This window comes from Shewanella zhangzhouensis, from assembly GCF_019457615.1.
Classification (GTDB): domain Bacteria; phylum Pseudomonadota; class Gammaproteobacteria; order Enterobacterales; family Shewanellaceae; genus Shewanella; species Shewanella zhangzhouensis.
Genome location: NZ_CP080414.1, coordinates 1,132,360 through 1,150,465 on the forward strand (window position 1 = coordinate 1,132,360; position 18,106 = coordinate 1,150,465).

The 18,106-nt window shown below is 51.3% G+C and carries 15 protein-coding genes; 8 read left to right on the plus strand and 7 right to left on the minus strand.

Annotated features, from left to right (window positions below; all coding sequences use genetic code 11):
- Positions 1-177: 177 nt before the first annotated feature.
- Entirely contained in the window at positions 178-474 is a 297-nt protein-coding gene (gene trpR / locus K0H63_RS04910; RefSeq protein ID WP_011759019.1) for a trp operon repressor, read from the plus strand.
- Here the strand turns inward: trpR and K0H63_RS04915 are convergent, their stop codons facing one another.
- Positions 475-852, minus strand: a complete 378-nt coding sequence (locus K0H63_RS04915) for a hypothetical protein (protein ID WP_220066982.1) — start codon at positions 850-852, stop codon at positions 475-477.
- 116 nt (positions 853-968) lie between these two features.
- Positions 969-1,580 carry a peptidylprolyl isomerase gene (gene slyD, locus K0H63_RS04920; protein WP_220066983.1) on the minus strand — a complete coding sequence of 204 codons (612 nt, stop codon included), beginning with the start codon at positions 1,578-1,580 and terminating at the stop codon, positions 969-971.
- 575 nt (positions 1,581-2,155) lie between these two features.
- Between slyD and thrA the strand changes: the two genes are divergently transcribed.
- The 6 genes from thrA (at position 2,156) to K0H63_RS04950 (ending at position 10,791) form a co-directional block, all read left to right on the plus strand.
- Positions 2,156-4,621: a bifunctional aspartate kinase/homoserine dehydrogenase I gene (gene thrA / locus K0H63_RS04925; protein WP_220066984.1), complete on the plus strand. Its 2,466-nt coding sequence runs from the start codon at positions 2,156-2,158 to the stop codon at positions 4,619-4,621.
- The gene (thrB, locus tag K0H63_RS04930) at positions 4,618-5,562 is read left to right on the plus strand and encodes a homoserine kinase (protein ID WP_220066985.1); all 945 of its coding nucleotides are present in this window, start codon (positions 4,618-4,620) and stop codon (positions 5,560-5,562) included. Before thrA ends, thrB begins: the two co-directional genes overlap by 4 nt.
- Positions 5,563-5,571: 9 nt before the next feature.
- Positions 5,572-6,858, plus strand: a complete 1,287-nt coding sequence (thrC, locus tag K0H63_RS04935; protein ID WP_220066986.1) for a threonine synthase — start codon at positions 5,572-5,574, stop codon at positions 6,856-6,858.
- A 137-nt stretch (positions 6,859-6,995) separates the two neighbouring features.
- A complete protein-coding gene (locus K0H63_RS04940) occupies positions 6,996-9,038 on the plus strand; it encodes a PAS domain-containing hybrid sensor histidine kinase/response regulator (RefSeq protein WP_220066987.1) in 2,043 nt (680 codons plus the stop codon).
- The gene (locus K0H63_RS04945; RefSeq protein ID WP_350355125.1) at positions 8,971-10,137 is read left to right on the plus strand and encodes a response regulator transcription factor; all 1,167 of its coding nucleotides are present in this window, start codon (positions 8,971-8,973) and stop codon (positions 10,135-10,137) included. Before K0H63_RS04940 ends, K0H63_RS04945 begins: the two co-directional genes overlap by 68 nt.
- Positions 10,138-10,251: 114 nt before the next feature.
- Positions 10,252-10,791: a hemerythrin domain-containing protein gene (locus tag K0H63_RS04950; protein ID WP_220066988.1), complete on the plus strand. Its 540-nt coding sequence runs from the start codon at positions 10,252-10,254 to the stop codon at positions 10,789-10,791.
- 58 nt (positions 10,792-10,849) lie between these two features.
- Here the strand turns inward: K0H63_RS04950 and K0H63_RS04955 are convergent, their stop codons facing one another.
- The 3 genes from K0H63_RS04955 to tal all read right to left on the minus strand — a co-directional run bounded on the left by K0H63_RS04955 (position 10,850) and on the right by tal (position 13,843).
- A complete protein-coding gene (locus K0H63_RS04955) occupies positions 10,850-11,035 on the minus strand; it encodes a DUF3545 family protein (protein ID WP_011759028.1) in 186 nt (61 codons plus the stop codon).
- A 197-nt stretch (positions 11,036-11,232) separates the two neighbouring features.
- Positions 11,233-12,870 (minus strand): glucose-6-phosphate isomerase, encoded by a 1,638-nt coding sequence (gene pgi / locus K0H63_RS04960; protein ID WP_220066989.1) that lies wholly within the window; start codon positions 12,868-12,870, stop codon positions 11,233-11,235.
- Positions 12,871-12,889: 19 nt separating this feature from the next.
- Entirely contained in the window at positions 12,890-13,843 is a 954-nt protein-coding gene (gene tal, locus K0H63_RS04965; protein ID WP_220066990.1) for a transaldolase, read from the minus strand.
- Here tal and K0H63_RS04970 point away from each other — a divergent pair.
- Positions 13,842-14,042: a hypothetical protein gene (locus K0H63_RS04970; RefSeq protein ID WP_220066991.1), complete on the plus strand. Its 201-nt coding sequence runs from the start codon at positions 13,842-13,844 to the stop codon at positions 14,040-14,042. The two genes, tal and K0H63_RS04970, sit on opposite strands and share 2 nt — an antisense overlap.
- Before the next feature lie 11 nt (positions 14,043-14,053).
- On the opposite strand, the gene K0H63_RS04975 is transcribed toward K0H63_RS04970, so the two are convergent.
- Together K0H63_RS04975 and K0H63_RS04980 are read right to left on the minus strand one after the other, a co-directional pair.
- Positions 14,054-15,160, minus strand: a complete 1,107-nt coding sequence (locus K0H63_RS04975; protein WP_220066992.1) for an OmpA family protein — start codon at positions 15,158-15,160, stop codon at positions 14,054-14,056.
- A 218-nt stretch (positions 15,161-15,378) separates the two neighbouring features.
- Positions 15,379-17,745 carry a phosphoketolase family protein gene (locus K0H63_RS04980; RefSeq protein ID WP_220067814.1) on the minus strand — a complete coding sequence of 789 codons (2,367 nt, stop codon included), beginning with the start codon at positions 17,743-17,745 and terminating at the stop codon, positions 15,379-15,381.
- Positions 17,746-18,106: the final 361 nt, after the last annotated feature.

Below are 18,106 nucleotides of genomic sequence, written 5' to 3' on the forward strand. Positions count from 1 at the left end.
TTCCTTGTGGAGTGAATGGGTAAGACGTAAAGGCAGCCATTGTAACCGGAACTTGCTCAAACTAAATGACGCATTTTGTTAAATTTTGTTTGGCAAACCTTCTCTTGGGCGTTTGTAGAGCCGACAGGGGCTTGCTACACTGCCGCACATCACTAGATCCCCGACCGAGAGGATATTATGCGGGCATCCTGGAATTTGGTTCTGGATAAAATACTGACCCATCCCGAGCGGGATGAGCTGATTACTCTGTTTCAGTTATTGCTGACCGAGGAAGAGCGCAGCGCCATCGCCGGGCGTTTGAAGGTATTCCAATTGCTGCTCGCCGGTGAATTGAGCCAGCGCCAAATAGCCGCTGAATACCAAATCAGCATTGCAACCATCACCCGCTGCTCTAATTACCTCAAGCACATGAATGAGGCTGAGCGTGCTGTGATAGCCAAATTGATAGTAACGGACCCCGCCGATATCCGCTGATCACAAATGGCCCTGAGACGGTAACTGGTGATCTCGATAGCTCGAACGGCTTGCGAGCACATAGAGCCCGTATGCCAGCAGCATTAATGCAGGAAAGATAAGCCAGGCGCTGCCGGGTTGGGCGAGCAGTAAAACGCTTAGGGCCAGGCAAGCAAATGGCAACAGTTCATAAAGCCCCTTGGGTAACCCTCCTTTTTTTCGCTTGCGCGCCGGATCGGTGCGGCGATTATCAGAGCGAAGGATATAGACCCGAGCCCCAACAAAAAAAAGCATTAGTCCTGCAGCCAGGGCGAGGGTATTTTGTTGCCAAAGCAGGGTTGCAGTTGCACACAACATGCACAGATAGGGGAGACTTTCGTAGAGTGGCTGTTTGAGCATGTAAAGGTCCTTTTTAATATAGGCAGTCCTTGCCGGGTTTTATATTAGGCCAAAAGAAAACGCCGATTCAAAAGAGATCGGCGTTTTGCATAAATTTAATAAGAAAGCGTTACAGCTTAGCCGCGACAGCCACAGCCGCCGTTACCATCACAGCCGGGTTTGGCTTCTTTCTCTGGGTCATGTTCGCAGTGACCGTGGTCATGATCATGGCCGCCACAGCATCCACCTTCGTCGTGATGGTGATGATGACCACCACAGCCACCGTGGGCATGGATATGACCATGGGCAACTTCTTCATCGGTCGCCAGACGCACATCTTTCACTTCAACAAAGAAGGTCAATGACTGGCCAGCCAGTGGGTGGTTACCGTCAACCACAACTGTGTTTTCAAGCACTTCAGTAACTTGCACAGGGCGCTGACCCATTTCAGTTTCAGCAATAAAGCGCATGCCGGGCACTATGTCCTGAATATCGCCAAAGGCTTCCAGTGGCACTTCCTGACGCAGGCCATCGTGGTATGGACCATAGGCTTGTTCACAGTCAACAGTGACTTCGAGGGTATCACCGGCCAGTTTACCTTCCAGGGCATTCTCAAGACCCGGGATCAGGTTCTCTGCACCGTGCAGGTACACCATGGGATCGGCCTCGAAGGAACTTTCAATCAGCTGGCCCTGGCTGTCGCTCAGGCGATAGTGGATGGTTACCGCACTGTTCTTGGTGATTTTCATACTGCCTCCATATTCGCAATGTGCGCGCATAATACTCTGCTTTTTATGCTCAGGCGATGATTTACATCAGTGATTGTTAACTTAGGCCACTTTTTTCTGTGCGGTCTGGATAACGCCGATTGGCCCGCGTAGAAATACATTTCAATCACAAGAGGCTTAATCAGCTTTAAATATTTTAAAGTCAGATGGTTAGATGCTATTTAACTGACGTGGATTACCTTTACGTCAAGTGGAGGAAATGAAGTATATAACGGATATTTATTGGGGTATTTTCATTAACTGACATCATTGATTGCAGTATCTGAAATATTGTTGCCAATCTGTAAAAAATACTTGATTTTGGGGGTTGACAAGGATTGCCAAAACAAGCAATTCTGTGGGCTCAGTTAAATCAGGAAGTGGATTTTTCCATGCATCAGTCAGGCGCAGTAGTAACCACTATTATTACTACCACCACCATTACCGGAGTGGGGGCGGGCTGATTTTACCCTGAAAAGAATGAACACTAAGGCCCGCTCCCCAAAAGGAGCGGGTTTTTTGTTTCTGGGGGCGAGCGAGGTAAACGGAGTAGCAAGATGAAAGTCATGAAGTTTGGGGGAACCTCGCTGGCCAACTGGCAGCGATTTGATATGGCGGCCGCTATCGTGGCCAAAGCGGCAAAAGCATCGCAAGTCGCAGCCGTGCTGTCGGCGCCGGCTACTGTGACCAATGGACTGTTGGAAATGGTGGATGTGGCCGTCACTGGCGGTGACTATCAGGCGGTGCTTGGGCGGGTTGTCGGTGTGTTTGAGGCGTTGTTTGATGATGCGTGTCAACATCAGGTATCCCATTGCCGTGAACACCTGTCTACCGCGCTGTCCGAACAGAAACAGGCATGGCAAACACGTCTTGAAGGTGTGGCCTTGCTGGGAGAATGCCCCGACGGTGTGCGTGCCGAAATTGTGGTGGCGGGCGAGCGTCTGTCCACCGAGCTGATGGTGGCCTTGATGAGCGCCCACGGATTGAGCGCGGATAGACTCGACCCCCGGGCTTTGTTTTTAGCCCACGGAACGCCGCTTGAGTCTGTGGTGGACATAGGTGTCAGCAAACCGAGATTCAAACAGCTGCCCCTGGACAGCAAACGGGTTTGGGTGATGCCGGGGTTCACTGCCGCCGATGAAAACGGGCGTACAGTTACGCTTGGCCGCAACGGCTCTGACTATTCGGCAGCTGTGCTTGCCGCTTGCCTTGATGCCAGCAGCTGTGAAATCTGGACCGACGTGGATGGGGTATATAACACCGACCCGCGGGTGGTGGCTGACGCCAAGTTGCTGTCGCAATTGTCTTATCAGGAGGCCATGGAGCTGTCGTACTTCGGTGCCAAGGTGTTGCACCCCAAGACCATAGCGCCCATCGCCCAGTTTCACATTCCCTGCTACATCAAAAACAGCTTTAATCCCGAGGCCCCGGGTACCCTGGTGTCCAATGCGGCCGATGAAACCGGCCTGCAGGTAAAAGCCATTTCCAGCCTCGACAATCAAACCATGTTTGATGTGTCAGGTCCGGGTATGAAAGGTATGGTAGGTATGGCAAGCCGCACCCTGGGTGCTATCGCCCGCGCCGGTGTATCTGTTTCCCTCATTACCCAAAGTTCCTGCGAATACTCCATCAGCTTTTGTGTGGCAGGAAAAGATGCTGCCAAGGTGCAATCGGCGCTGGAACAGGAGTTTGAGCTGGAGCTCAAGAGTGAGCTGCTGGAACCGCTGGAAATGCAATCCGGGTTGGCGATAGTGTCCCTCATTGGTGACGGTATGCGCACCCACAAGGGCGTCGCAGCCAAGTTTTTCTCGGCGCTGGCACAGGCCAGTGTAAATATCCGGGCTATAGCTCAGGGTTCTTCTGAGCGTTCTATCTCCGCCGTGGTGGAGCAGCGCAAGGTGCAAAATGCCATCGGCGCCTGTCATCAGCGCTTTTTCGATGTACAGCAGTACCTGGATGTATTCCTGGTTGGCGCGGGTAACGTGGGGGCAGGGCTCCTTGCACAGGTGAAAAATCAGGCTGAAGCGCTGAAAGAGCAGCACATCAGCATCCGCGTCTGCGGTATCGCCAACTCCCGCAGCATGTTGCTGGATGAACGTGGTATTGACCTGGCTAACTGGCAGGGGCTACTTAATGACAGTGAAACGGGCTGTGACCTTGGCGCCATGCTTGCCTGGGCGAAAGAAAAGCAGCTGCTGAATCCTGTGCTGGTGGACTGCACCTCGTCGGCAGCCGTTGCCGACCGCTATCTTGAGGTGATGGAAGCCGGGATGCACGTAGTGACCCCCAACAAGAAAGCCAACACCCGCGACCTTGATTACTATCGTGCCCTGCGTGAGGCTGCGCTCAGGCACAGACGTCAGTTCCTGTACGAGACCAATGTGGGCGCGGGCTTGCCGGTTATCGATAACCTGAAAAAGCTACTGTGTGCGGGCGATAAACTTCATAAGTTCAATGGCATACTCTCTGGGTCTCTCTCATTTATCTTCGGTAAGCTGGAAGAGGGCATGAGTCTGTCTGAGGCAACGTCCATCGCCCGTGACAAGTGTTTTACCGAGCCGGATCCGAGGGATGATCTCTCCGGCATGGACGTGGCCCGTAAAGTGCTTATTCTCGCCCGAGAGGTGGGCATGGAGCTTGAGCTTGACGATGTGGTGGTGGACTCGGTGCTGCCCGCATCCTTCGATGCCAGTGGCGATGTAAGTACCTTTATGGCCAATCTGCCCAAGGCGGATGCTGAGATTGCCGCCATGGTGGAAAACGCCCGCAGTGAGGGCAAGGTGCTGCGCTACGTGGGCCAGATTGATGAGTCTGGCTGCCGGGTGAGTATTCAGGCCGTGGGAGCGGATGATCCACTCTTCAGCGTAAAGGGCGGCGAGAATGCGCTCGCTTTCTATAGCCGATACTATCAACCCATTCCGTTTGTATTGCGGGGGTATGGTGCGGGTACCGATGTGACTGCGGCCGGCGCCTTTGCTGACCTGCTGCGTACCCTGAACTGGACCCGCGAGGTGAGTTTATGAGTTTGACCGTGTATGCCCCGGCCTCCATGGGTAACGTGGGTGTAGGATTCGATTTGCTCGGTGCGGCACTTGCGCCCATCGACGGCAGTTTGCTGGGTGACAGAGTCATGATTGCCAAGGCGGATGCGGGGCTGACGCTTAACACCACTGGTGCATGGGCTCACAAGCTGCCAGCCAATCCCAAGGAGAACATCGTTTGGCAATGTGCCGAGTTCTTCTTGCAGCGGTTAGGCAAAGAAGAGCTTGGTATTGCGCTGACCCTTGAGAAGAACCTGCCGGTGGGCAGTGGTCTGGGGTCCAGTGCCAGCTCTGTGGTGGCAGCCCTCTATGCCCTGAACGAATATTTCGACAAGCCATTCGATGAGCAGGCGCTGCTGGCGCTGATGGGCGAGTTTGAAGGCAAAATCAGCGGCTCTGTGCATTACGATAACGTGGCGCCCTGTTACCTTGGTGGCATGCAGCTGATGCTGGATCTGCCCGGGCGCATCTGCGAGTCCATCCCCAGCTTTGAGCATTGGTATTGGGTGGTGGCGTATCCCGGAATTTCCCTGTCTACCGCCAAGATGCGGGCGCTGATGCCAGACAGCTACGACAAGTCAGTGGTTATCGATTTTGGTCGTCATCTGTCGGCATTCGTGCACGCCTCTTATCGTCAGGACGAAGCGCTGGCGCTCTCGGTACTCAAGGATGTGCTGGCCGAGCCTTATCGTGCACCTGCTATTCCGGGGTATCTCGAGGCCCGTGAGGCGCTGGCTAAGCTTGGTATGCTCACCAGCGGCATTTCCGGCAGCGGCCCCACGCTCTTTTCAGTCACTTCCAGCCTCGAGACCGCTGAGGCGGCCAAGGCCTGGCTGGAAGCCCATTATCTTACAGAGGGCGGATTTGCCCACGTGTGCCGCCTGGATATGCAGGGCACCCGAGTCGTAGCGAGTGAAGGTTAAGGATACGTAATGGAACTTTACAATCTTAAGCATCCCGATGAACGGGTAAGTTTCTCCCAGGCGGTAAAGCTGGGACTGGGTAAAGACCGCGGGCTGTTTTTCCCGACTCATATTCCCAAGCTGGATGATGTTGAAACCCTGTTGACCTTACCCTTTGTTGAGCGCAGTAAAAAAGTGCTGGGTGCCTGGCTTGCCGATGAATTGGGTCAGGAGGTGGTGGATGCCTTGGTCGACAAGGCCTTTACCTTCCCGGTGCCGCTGGCGAAAGTGGACGATAGGCGGTACTGCCTGGAGCTTTTCCACGGCCCGACCCTGGCGTTCAAAGACTTTGGTGCCCGCTTCATGGCCCAGTGCCTGAATGTGCTTGCCGGTGACGAGCGGCTGACTATTCTCACTGCTACCTCCGGTGATACCGGGGCTGCCGTGGCCGACGCCTTCTATGGGCTGGATAAGGTGCAGGTGTGCGTGCTCTATCCCAAGGGTAAAATCAGCCTGCTGCAGGAAAAGATGTTCACCACCCTTGGCAACAACATCCATACGGTGGCGGTTGGATCCGATTTTGATGCCTGTCAGGCGTTGGTGAAGCAGGCCTTCGATGATGCGGATGTTCGCGAAGGGTTGCACCTTAACTCGGCTAACTCCATCAATATCAGCCGTTTGCTGGCACAGATTTGCTATTACTTCGAGGCCTTGGCCCAGTATCGCAAGGATCACGCAGATGCGCCTGTTATTGCGGTTCCCAGCGGCAACTTCGGTAACCTTACTGCGGGTTTCTTTGCCAAGGCCATGGGCTTGCCGGTGAAGCGTTTTGTGGCCGCCACCAACAGCAACGACACAGTGCCACGCTATCTGAACAGCGCAAACTGGCAGGTCAATCCCACAGTGGCGACCATGTCAAATGCTATGGATGTGGCCGACCCCAGCAACTGGCCTCGTGTGGAAGCCATCGCCAAGGTCATGGGGTGGTCCCTTGCTGAGATTGATGGGGTGGCACTGGACGAACAACAAACCCGTAGCGCTTTGCTGGCATTGCAGGCAGATGGCTACTTGTCTGAACCCCATGCGGCCATTGCTGCACAAGCGCTTAAGAATACGCTTGGCGAGGGTGAACGGGGTATTTTCCTCGGTACGGCTCATCCGGCGAAGTTCAAAGATGTGGTCGACCATGAGCTGTCCCTGGACTTGTCTTTGCCTCCAGCGCTTGCGGCGGTTGCTGATAAGCCGGTTCTGTCGGCCAATCTGGCGCCGGACTTTGTCGCACTCAAGGCTCATTTGTTTAAAACTTTATGCCATTGAGCAATGTTACATTCGCAAAAGGAGGCCAACGGCCTCCTTTTTTTATGAAAAAGATCCCGCCAGCCATTTATCTTCAGCAATTCGGTAAAGCTTGACTAAGCTTTAGGTAAATTGCTGAAGTTACAGGATTGACTGGAATGGAATCTGGTTCTGCAAACATGCTTTTCGATGCCCGCCACGCCTTACTTGATCCACTCTTTCTTGCCGAACTGGGTAAGATCCAGGCGCGCTTTATTCGCGGGGAGGATGTGATATTGCCTCTGTGCCGCATATTGGCTGAGCACAGTGGTGCACAGGCCGTATTGGTGATAGATGCCTCCTCAAGCAACGCGCAAGATATGCCTGAGTCCGCCGCATGCTGGTGCCGCGATCCAGTGCGTTACCTCACCCTTTGGAAAGATGTCCGTGACTGGCCCTTCTCACATCAGGAACCCTTGGTGCATTGCTGGCATAAGTTTGTGGTTTGGCCGGTAAAGCACACAGACTTGTTGGTGTTTTTCCACACGCCTAAAGATGCCTGGTTTGGTTTTTTACTGAGTTTCAGTGAGTTGCTTGCCGATATTTTGATGGGAATACTGACCCTGCATGTTGAGCATTGGCGTGAGGACGGGGGCAGGGAGGTCAGTGGGGACATAGACAACATTATGTTCCGCTCCATTGTCAGAAACAGCGATGATTTCATCATGGTGGTTAAGCAGTTTCACGATGGCAACAGTGAGATTGTCTATGTCAATGCTGCGGTTACCTGCATCAGTCTCTATCCTCGCAGCGAACTCAAAGGCATGTCGCTGGGTAAACTTTTTCCTAAAGGCGTTCAGGCATCCGGTAACGAGGTCGACCTTTACGACATCCTCTGCTCCGGAAAGGACTTCAATGGAGAAGTTTACTGTACCAAGGCCAATGGGGAATTGGCGATTTTACACTTACACGTGATTGCACTGGAGCAGGATAGTAAAGGCGGGCTCTATGCACTGATTGGCCGCGATTACACCGAGTTCAAGGCCATGGAAAAAACGGTCAGTCGGGCACAGAAGATGCAGGCCATAGGCCAATTGGTGGGGGGGATCGCCCATGACTTCAACAATATTCTGGGGGTTCTTAAGGGGAATCTCGAGCTGATACAGCTTAAAAATAAAGACGAACGGTTGGAAAACTACCTGACCACAGCCCTTAAATCCTGCCAAAGGGGCACGGAACTCACCAGGCGGCTGTTACAGTTTTCCCGGCAAGAACAGTTTAACGCTCAGCATTGTCAGGTGAATGAGGTGATTGAGGGCTTAAGAGACCTCTTTGCCAAATCCCTTACCAGCCAGGTGACCCTGAATGTGCAGCTTGCCCCCTTTACACGGGATGTAATGGTCGATAAGGGAGATTTGGAAGATGCACTCTTGAATCTTGTGATCAATGCCAAGGATGCCATGAATGGAGAGGGAGCCTTAACCATAGCCACCGGTGAGTCTGAGCTTGCCGGCTATCTCCCCGGGGTGGGTGAGCGGGTATTGGTTGAGCCAGGCTGCTATGTGTGGATTTCTGTTACCGATGCAGGCCACGGTATCCCGATTCAGCTGCTTGATAAAATCTTCGAACCTTTTTTTACCACTAAGGATAAGAGCAAGGGGACCGGTCTTGGACTCTCCATGGTCTATGGTTTTGTAAAACGATCCCGTGGCTATATGAATGTGCTGAATACCGGGCCACAAGGTACTGAGATACGGCTTTGGTTTCCGGCGGTAACCATAAAACAGGCGGCCTCTATAAAGGCTTTGGCTACCGAAACGAGCATCCCCAGAGTGAAAACTCCTCTGAAAGCCCTGTTGGTGGACGATGAGCCCGAGCTTCTTAAGGTGATGCGGGACTATTGTGAGCTCATGGGTATGGAGGTTGAAACCTTCAGCGATGGCGTCACTTTTCGAAATAGCTTCCAAAGTAAGGCCTGTGATGCCGGGCTACTCATTACCGATGTTCTGATGCCGGGTGGCATTAATGGTTATGAATTGGCCAGCGAAGTCATAGCAAAGCATCCCATGCCGGTGCTTTTGGTGTCGGGGTTTATTGAAGATATCGGTGTGAACCGATATGAAGAAATGCCGTTCAAAGTGCTTCATAAGCCGTTTGATTTACAAGCATTTACCAATGCATTGGCTGAAGTGGGTGTCAGTTTCAAGGATAGGGAGAGTTAATCAGATGGAACAACTGAAAGTGTGGATTGTGGATGACGACAATGACTACTGCCATTTGATGCGGGAAGTACTGCAGGAAGATTATGACGTGCGACTGTTTCTGGATGCAGACTCTTATTCAAAAGCCATGGTGGCAGCAAAGCCGGACATCATCCTGATGGACATCAATTTGCCCGATGTGTCGGGAATTGAACTGTGCAAATCGCTGCAGACCCAGGGAATAGACAGCGCAGTTATTTTTGTATCGGGAATGAATACCCTGGAAGAACGGCTTAAAGCCTACGAGGCCGGGGGAGTGGACTTCATTGCCAAACCTTTTGAACTCAAAGAGTTGATGGCGAAAACCAATGCGGTGGCCAACTATCAACACAAAAAAAGGGCGCTTGCCGAGGCTGAAAGCTTCTCGCGCAATATGGCATTCCAGTCGATGAATGAGTCGTCCCAATATGGGGCCGTGTTGCAGTTTTTCCGTCAGTGTTTCCTGTGCCAGGACTATCGAGCCTTAGCTGACGCTTTTTTTGGCTTGATGATGCAGCTCGATTTAAAAACCTGTTTGGAGATTCGGGTGGATGAAACCCTGTACTTTGTGCCCGAACACATGGCCATCAGCCCGATTGAGGCCAATATTTTTGAACTGCTTGATCATCAGGGCCGCCTATTTGATTTCGGCTCCCGAACCATCTGCAACGACAAACATGTTTCGTTTTTAATTAAGAATATGCCGTTGCACGATGAGGTGTTGTACGGTCGTTTGAGGGACGTCATCGCCGTTGTGGTTGAAGGATTGGAAGCCCGTATTATTGATATTCAGCGTCAACAGACGTTGCAACGTGTGGTGATGGATATCAGGCGCTTGTTGGCAGGATTATCGGACAGCATCCATGAGAGTGATGAGCAGTTTTGCCATGCGCTGTCGAATATCACTACAGAAATCCGGGCAAGCTTTCATGTACTGGACATGACGGAGGAGCAGGAGCACTTTTTCACCGGCTTGGTTGAGCGAAATTTGCGGGAAGCAAACTCGGCAAGCAATTCTTTTTTGCGTTTGCAGACCTCATTAAAGTCTGTTGTTTCAGTGTTAGAGCGCAGTACTGCATAAGCTAAAAGCTTGATCTCTATCACGTTGGTCTTTTAGGACCCTTTGTTATAGTGGTTAAGCGTCTGACGCTTTACTAGTATTGAATAAGGCAGGCATTGGCGAGGGGAGAGGGTTATGCTCAACCGATTGATGAGGGATCACAAGCATATTGCGATATTGCTGAAGATCCTAAATAAAAAACGCATCCTACTGGAAAGCGGTGAGAGCGTTAATTTTAATCTGGTTCGCGACATTGTGGAGTATATGCAAAGCTATGCCGAGCACAGTCATCATCCTCTGGAGGATGTGATTTACGAATACTGTCTGGACAAATACCCTGAATTGCCGCGCTTGGCCAGATTGAATGAAGAGCATCAGGAGCTGGTGGCGTCGTCAGCTTCTTTAATGTCGACCTTGAATCTTATTCTTAATGACGTTGTGGTTGCGAAAGAAAAGCTGATTGGCGACCTATCCGGTTATGTCAGTGCACAGGAAGCGCATATGCTGTTTGAGGAGCGAGAGCTTTTTCCCATACTGGCTAAGGATCTCAATGACGAAGATTGGCATGAAATCAATGAACGTTGTTTGCACAAACTGATGGATGACCCGCTCTTCAGTGATGACGATAACCAACTGTTTGATGAGCTGCGAAATTACCTGTCACTGTCAGACTGACAGCGAAACGTGGACAATAAAAAAGAGCGCTTGAGCGCTCTTTTTTACAACAGGAAAGTTAATCCATCAGGGAATCAATATCGTAAGCGAGATTGGAGTCAATATCCTGCAGTTCCTTCAGCAGGCGATGCTTATCCTTCAGCGCCTCGATTTCCCTCCACTTGCGTTTTTTGTTGGAGCCTTTAGAGCGACCTGGTCTTTCTACGACTTCATCTAGCGCACTACCATAATCTAAACGATCCATGGCAACCTCCTGTTGTTGTATGTTTTCTCAGCAACTAAATACCACACATCGCAAACAGGGTGCAAGAATAATGTTTCAATTGTGTTAAGCAAAAATGAAACTTGGATGATCTTCGCAGCGGATTAAATAACTGACTGAATTTCAATAAAAAGGCCGATAAATTATCGGCCTTTGATTATTAAAGAGAAAACATCTGATTAGATTTGTCCTTTGCGGAACAAATTAATGAGCGCGTTACTGGAGGAGTCCAGTGCGCTGGCATCTTCATCGGCTGTCAGGCGCGCCAGCACATCATTGCCCAGCGTTTTGCCAAGCTCCACGCCCCATTGGTCGAAAGAGTTAATATCCCAAATCACACCCTGAACAAAGGTTCTGTGCTCGTACAGCGCTATCAGAGCACCCAATGTAGAAGGCGTCAGTTTGTCCATCAGCAGGGTGTTACTCGGTTTGTTACCTTCCATAACTTTATGACGAGCGATCAGGGTCTTCTCATCATCACTGAGGTTACTTGTTGCCAGTTCTGCCAAGGCTTCTTCAAAGGTACGCCCCTGCATGAGAGCCTGTGTTTGTCCAAAGCAGTTGGATGCCAGTTGTACATGGTGTTCACCCAGCGGATTGTGGCTTTGAAGCGGCATAATAAAGTCGGCAGGGATGAGCGCTGTGCCCTGATGTAATAGCTGGTGATAGGCATGCTGACCGTTGGTACCTTCACCGCCCCAGATAACCGGGCCAGTGCTGAAATCCACGGTTTCGCCATTCATCATGACGGACTTGCCGTTACTTTCCATGTCGAGCTGCTGGAAGTAGGCGGGCAGACCACGAAGGTAGTGATCGTAGGTGAGCACTACGTGTGATTGGGCATTGAAAAAGTTGCCATACCACACTGACAGCAGACCCATAATAACCGGCATGTTCCCGGCCAACGGCGCCGAGGTGAAGTGCTCGTCCATGCTTCGGGCACCGGCGAGCAGCGCACGGTAGTTATCCATGCCCACCATCAACGCGATAGGTAGGCCAATAGCAGACCAGAGCGAGTAGCGACCGCCAACCCAGTCCCACATCGGAAAGATATTGGCTTCATCGATACCGAAATCAGTCGCCTTGGCCACGTTGGAGGTGACAGCGGCAAAGTGTTTGGCAACATCAGCCTGAGAAGCGCCGCTTTGCAGGAACCAGTCGCGGGCGCTCAGGGTGTTGGTGAGGGTTTCCTGGGTGCCAAACGATTTGGATGACATCAGAAACAGGGTGGTTTCCGGGTCAACCAGCTTGAGCTTTTCCACCAGTGAGGTGGCATCCACATTGGCAACAAAGTGACAGTTCAGTTTGCCTGTCCAGTATGGACGAAGTGCCTGGGTGACAATCTTGGGGCCGAGGAAGGAACCGCCAATACCTATGCTGACGATATCAGTGATGGCTTTACCCGTGTAACCGCGCCATTCGCCAGAGGTAACAGAGGCAACGAAGGATTCGATTTTATCCAGTGTTGCATGAACTTCAGGCACCACATTAACACCATTCACTTCAACCACGGCATCCTTTGGCGCACGCAGGGCGGTGTGCAGTACGGCACGCTTTTCGGTGGTGTTGATGACATCACCGGCAAACATGGCTTTGATGCGGGCTTCGAGCTGAGCTTGCTTTGCCAAATCAAACAGGGCACCCAGCACGGCTTCTGTCACACGGTTTTTGGAGTAATCCAGAAACAGGCCACAGGCTTTCAGCGACATTTTATTGAAACGTGCGCTGTCAGTCGCAAAAAGTTCACGCATATGGGGCAGTTTGTTGGAATATTCTTTCAGTTTCTGCCATTCAGGAGTATTGGTCACTCGACTCATTCGTTGCTTCCCCGCGTTATCAGGCCAGTTTGGCCTTGAGCATCTCTTCCAGTTTGCCTTGATCGATGGCGAAGTTACGGATCCCTTCGGCCAGCTTTTCAACTGCCATGGCATCCTGGTTCATTTCCCAGCGAAACTCGGCTTCGCTCATCACAGGACCCGGCGCGACGGTATCGGTTGTCGGGGTCAACTTACGTACCACTGGGGTATTGCTGGCGGCCATTTCTTCGAGCAGTGACGGACCAATGGTCAGGCGGTCACAACCGGCCAGCTCAATGATTTCACCCGTGTTACGGAAGCTTGCGCCCATCACCACAGTCTTGTAACCGTGGCGCTTATAGTAGTTGTAGATATCCGTTACTGACACTACGCCTGGGTCTTCACTGGCGCTGTAATCTTTGCCGGTAGACTTCTTGTACCAGTCGAGAATGCGGCCAACGAAAGGTGAGATCAGGAATACGCCTGCTTCGGCACAGGCGCGGGCCTGGGCAAAGCTGAACAGCAGCGTGAGGTTACAGTTGATGCCTTCGGCCTCCAACTCTTTTGCAGCGCAGATACCTTCCCAAGTGGATGCCAGTTTGATCAGGATGCGGCTCTTGTCGATACCGGCTTCCTGATACAGACGGATAAGCTTGTGGGCCTTGGCGATAGACGCTGTTTTATCGAAAGACAGACGGGCATCCACTTCAGTGGAGATGCGGCCGGGAACCAGTTTAAGGATTTCCAGACCGATGTTGACAGCCAGTTTATCGGCAGCGTCTTCAATTTGGGTTTCAAGATTGTCGCTCTGGGTTTTGGCCCAGGCAATGGCATTATCGATAAGGCCTGAATATTCGGGAATTTGCGCTGCTTTCAGGATCAATGAAGGGTTGGTGGTAGCATCTTCAGGCTGAGAGCGTTTGATGGCTTCAATATCGCCGGTATCAGCGACTATGGTGGTAAAGGATTTGAGTTGCTCTAAGGTATTGGCCATGGATCTTGTCCTTTTCGAAATGCTGCCGGAGCGCCGGGTTTATAGACTCAATATTAGAAGCGATTTTGCGCTTTTTTCCAACCGCACTATGAAAAAAAATTACAAAATAGACTTAAAATTTCCAAATGAGTCCGGCAAGGTCTTTAAATTGCATTATACAAAGAAAAAAGCCACTGCAAGGCAGTGGCTTTATCAATGACAACTCACAGATTACTTGAGTACAGGTACCTTTTCAGAACCGGTCACAACCGCTTCTACACGGCGGTTGGCCGCATGAGCTTCAGCTGTGTTGCCATCCATTACCGGACGGGTGATGCCGTAACCTTTGGCGGTAACGCGCTCGGCGCTGATGCCATACTTTTCAACCAGCAGTTTGGCAGCGGCGTTAGCACGCTTCTCAGACAGCTTCATGTTGTAGTCTGGGTTACCAACGTTGGAAGCATGACCACCGATTTCAACAGTTGAACCTGGGTGCTGGTTCATGTAGTTGGCCAACTTCTCAACAGACTCGTAGGAAGATGGATTGATAACAGAGGAGTTGTTGGCAAAGCGCAGTGAGCCCAGGGTATGGGTGGTCACATCGTCTTTGTAAACGGTACAGCCGTATGCATCAACCTTGTGATCTGCTGGAGTGGCGGGGCACTTGTCCAGATCGTCGTTTACACCGTCGTTATCTGAATCAGCAGGTGCAACAACCACGGGAGCGACGACTGCAGGAGCTGCCTTGCTGCCGAAGCGATAGCTCAGCTCCAGACCCCAATAGTTGCTTTCCATTTCCAGCGTGTTCCACTTCTCTTCGTCGAGATTTTCGTAACGACGATATTTGGCAGACAGCTTCAGGTTGTCGGTGAAGTTATAACCGATACCAGCACCTACGAACGGCGCAATACCGCTGTCGCTGTAGTAGTTAGAGCCCCAGCGTTTGTTGTTGTACACCAGGTAGTTCATGGCACCGGCTTCAGCCGACAGGCTCCACTTGCTCGCGAATGGCCAGAAGGCAACCAGACCCAGGGTGGTACCCTTGGCGCCCACGTCATTCAGGTTATTGGCGTAGTCAGTCCACTCGGCGCGGCCCAGGTCACGGTAACCCAGCTCGACACCAAAGTAGTCGTTGAACAGGTAACCGGCAAATACGTCCCAAGCATAAGGGCTGTCTTCACCACAGGAACGCATGGTTTTTTGGTCACAGGCTGGCTCATAGTTGTTGATACCAACACCGCCACCCACATACCAGGGGCTCATGCCTTCATCAGACGCCATAACACCAAATGGCAGCGCCGACGCGAGCAGTGCAATTTTCAATGAGTTTTTCATCATAATTCTCCAAGTCCATTGTTTGATGATGTCCACCATAATGCTCTTTGGGAAGTTGGAGCATAGCTTGCGCTTCGTGTGGTGTTCCCTTTGTGTTTTAGCAAGCCACACACATTATCGGTGCTAAATAATTGAATTTCTACAGTACAAAGTTCCTTTTAATTAAAAAATAAAAAGACACCCACGAGGGGTGTCTTTTAATTCACAGAATTATAACGCTTTTAACGAGTCCACACCCAATTTTCGATGTGAATAGGATCTACGCCATTGGCTTTAATATAATTCTTATGGTCAACCAAACGTTGCAGCATATCTGTGGTGATGGCCACATGTTGGGTTTCATCGATAATACCTTGCTGGAACAATTTATAGGCCATATCGATTACCAGGTGATAGCGTGAAGTCCCATTTCGCACACCCATATCGAATGGTGTGGTGGTTGAACCTTCCTCTTCATAGCCTTTAATGCGGAACCTGTGGCTACCTTTGTAATCGAATACCAGTTTCTTGATGGTGTTTGGATAACCGTGGTAGTTGAACACCACGCCTTTATCTTTGGTGAAGATCTCGTCCATCATCCAGGGCTTTTGCTGGAACTTACGGCTGCCCAGACCATTGGAATTCAGTTCAGACACACTCACGAAGCGCACACGTACCCGTGGCAGCAATTCGCGGATCAGTACCAAGGATGCCATACACTCCTGGGTGGCGTAGTCACCGCAACCCGCCAGTACCACATCCGGGTTGTCATCAGAGGCAAAGTCCCAAATCATCAGACCGTCTTTTGCCTGGCGGCGGGCTTCATCCAGGGTCAACCACTGAGGCAGCTCTTTCTTACCTGCAACAATGATGTTCAATTTGTCGCGGTCAGCGTAAGCACGCTCGGTATAAACCAGAGTGCTGTTGGCATCAGCTGGCAAGTACGCAGAAATAATCTCTGGGTGTTTTTCCAGCATGGCACCGAGGAAGCTTGGGTTCTGGTGCGAATAGCCGTTGTGGTCCTGACGCTCCAACAGTGAAGACAGCACGACGTTACAGGATGGCAGTGGCTTACGGAAATGGACGCCCTGGCTTGCGTAAACGTATTTACAGTATTGGTCCGCCATGGACGACACCACCTGCGAGAAGGCCTCATAGGTTGGGAACATGCCGTGACGACCCGTAACCGTGTATCCGTGCATCATGCCAAACAGCAGGTTTTCTGACAGCAGTTCCAACACACGGCCGTCGCGGCTCATGTCCTGATCCCAGCTTTCAATAGGCCACTGCCAGGCGCGATCGGTTTCTTCAAACACGGCTTGCAGCTGGTTGGAGTAGGTTTCATCCGGACTGAAGATGCGCAGGTTGCGCTGATCGCGGTTGAGCTTAAAGGCTTCACGCATCCACTCGCCCATTTTATTCATGGAGTAGCCGCGATGACCGCGTGGCACTTCTGCACCATAGGCCAATTTAGTCAGATCTGGATTGGTCAGCGCACGGACAACTTCGCCGCCGTATGACAGGCGTTGACGACCACAGCTGAGTTCTTTGGGCGGGATAAGTGACTTGATGTCGGGGTCAAACTGCAGTTCGCCCTTATCAGTCACACTGCAAAGCTCGGCAAAACCATAGCTCGCCAGCCAGTTATCCAAGGCTTCGAGGTGGCCTTTATCAGTGGCGCACTTGTTGACGATAACCTGGTGCGATTCGCAGTTACCCTCAAGTTTCTTACCCTTGTCTTCGGCAACACCAGTCCAACCTTTTGCTGTGCGCATCAGGATCACTGGCCAGCGTGGCTTACAAACGTCTTCACCATTGCGGGCACGGGTTTGGATGTCATTAATCATCTCATAGGAGAGATCCATGGCCTTGACCATTTGCTCATAGACATCTTCTTCCTGTTGATCGTCGACAATGATGGGGTGATAACCCAGACCGCGGAACTCAAGATCCAGTTCTTCGTGGCTCATACGACCCATACGGGTTGGGCCCGAGATCTTGTAACCGTTAATGTGCACGATTGGCAGCACAGCACCGCAAGTGGCCGGGTTGACCAGGCGGTTGGCATACCAGGACGCGGCCAGAGGGCCTGTCTCTGACTCTCCGTCCCCAACGAGCACTGTGGCAATCAGATCGGGGTTGTCCAGCACGGCACCGAAACCAACAGACAAGGAATAACCCAGCTCACCACCTTCCAGAATTTGTCCGGGCGCTTCTGGGTTGGCATGTGAAGGATAGCCATAGGCCGCTGAAAATTTCTTACAGATATCTTCAATGCCGGTTTCATTGTACGGGATGGTTTCGGGGTAGAAGTGGCTCAGAGAGCCTTCGATAAACAGGTTGGCCTGAACAGCTGGGAAGCCATGGCCTGGGCCAACTAAATAGAGGAAGGGGCGCTTGTGTTTTACGATGAGACGGTTGACGTTGGCGTATACAAAGTTGATGCCGGGACAGGTGCCCCAGTGGCCTAGCAGTCTGGGTTTGATATCTCCGTGAACCAGTGGTCGCTTGTGTAACACATTCTGCTTGAGATAAATCTGTGAGGTGGCCAGGAAGTTAGTGGCCCGCACAAATTTTTTCAGTGCGGTAATCTCGTGCTGTTGAGTCATCATAAGCCTCTCGATGCTTAAAATGGTTAAGTGGAATCTGTTTCTTGGTGAGTACTATATTTGTAATTTTTTTACAAAAATGTGCCCCACATCCAAATTCGCAAAGTTGATCTCACTAATGTTCACATCTTGTATAGCTATGTTTTGTTTGTTAATCGACTTTTAACAGTATCTTATACTCTTATTTGCTTCGTGATTCGCATGTCGTATAAATGCGCAAGCGTGAGCTTGATCACGAGTTTTTTTTGAAATACTGTGCTACTTTGCCGCGTCCATCGGGCATCCAATTGTTGTAAGTGGTACTGAAACTCAGCCACATTAAGGGAATTCTTTAGAAAAATTACAGCTATTCATGCGCTTA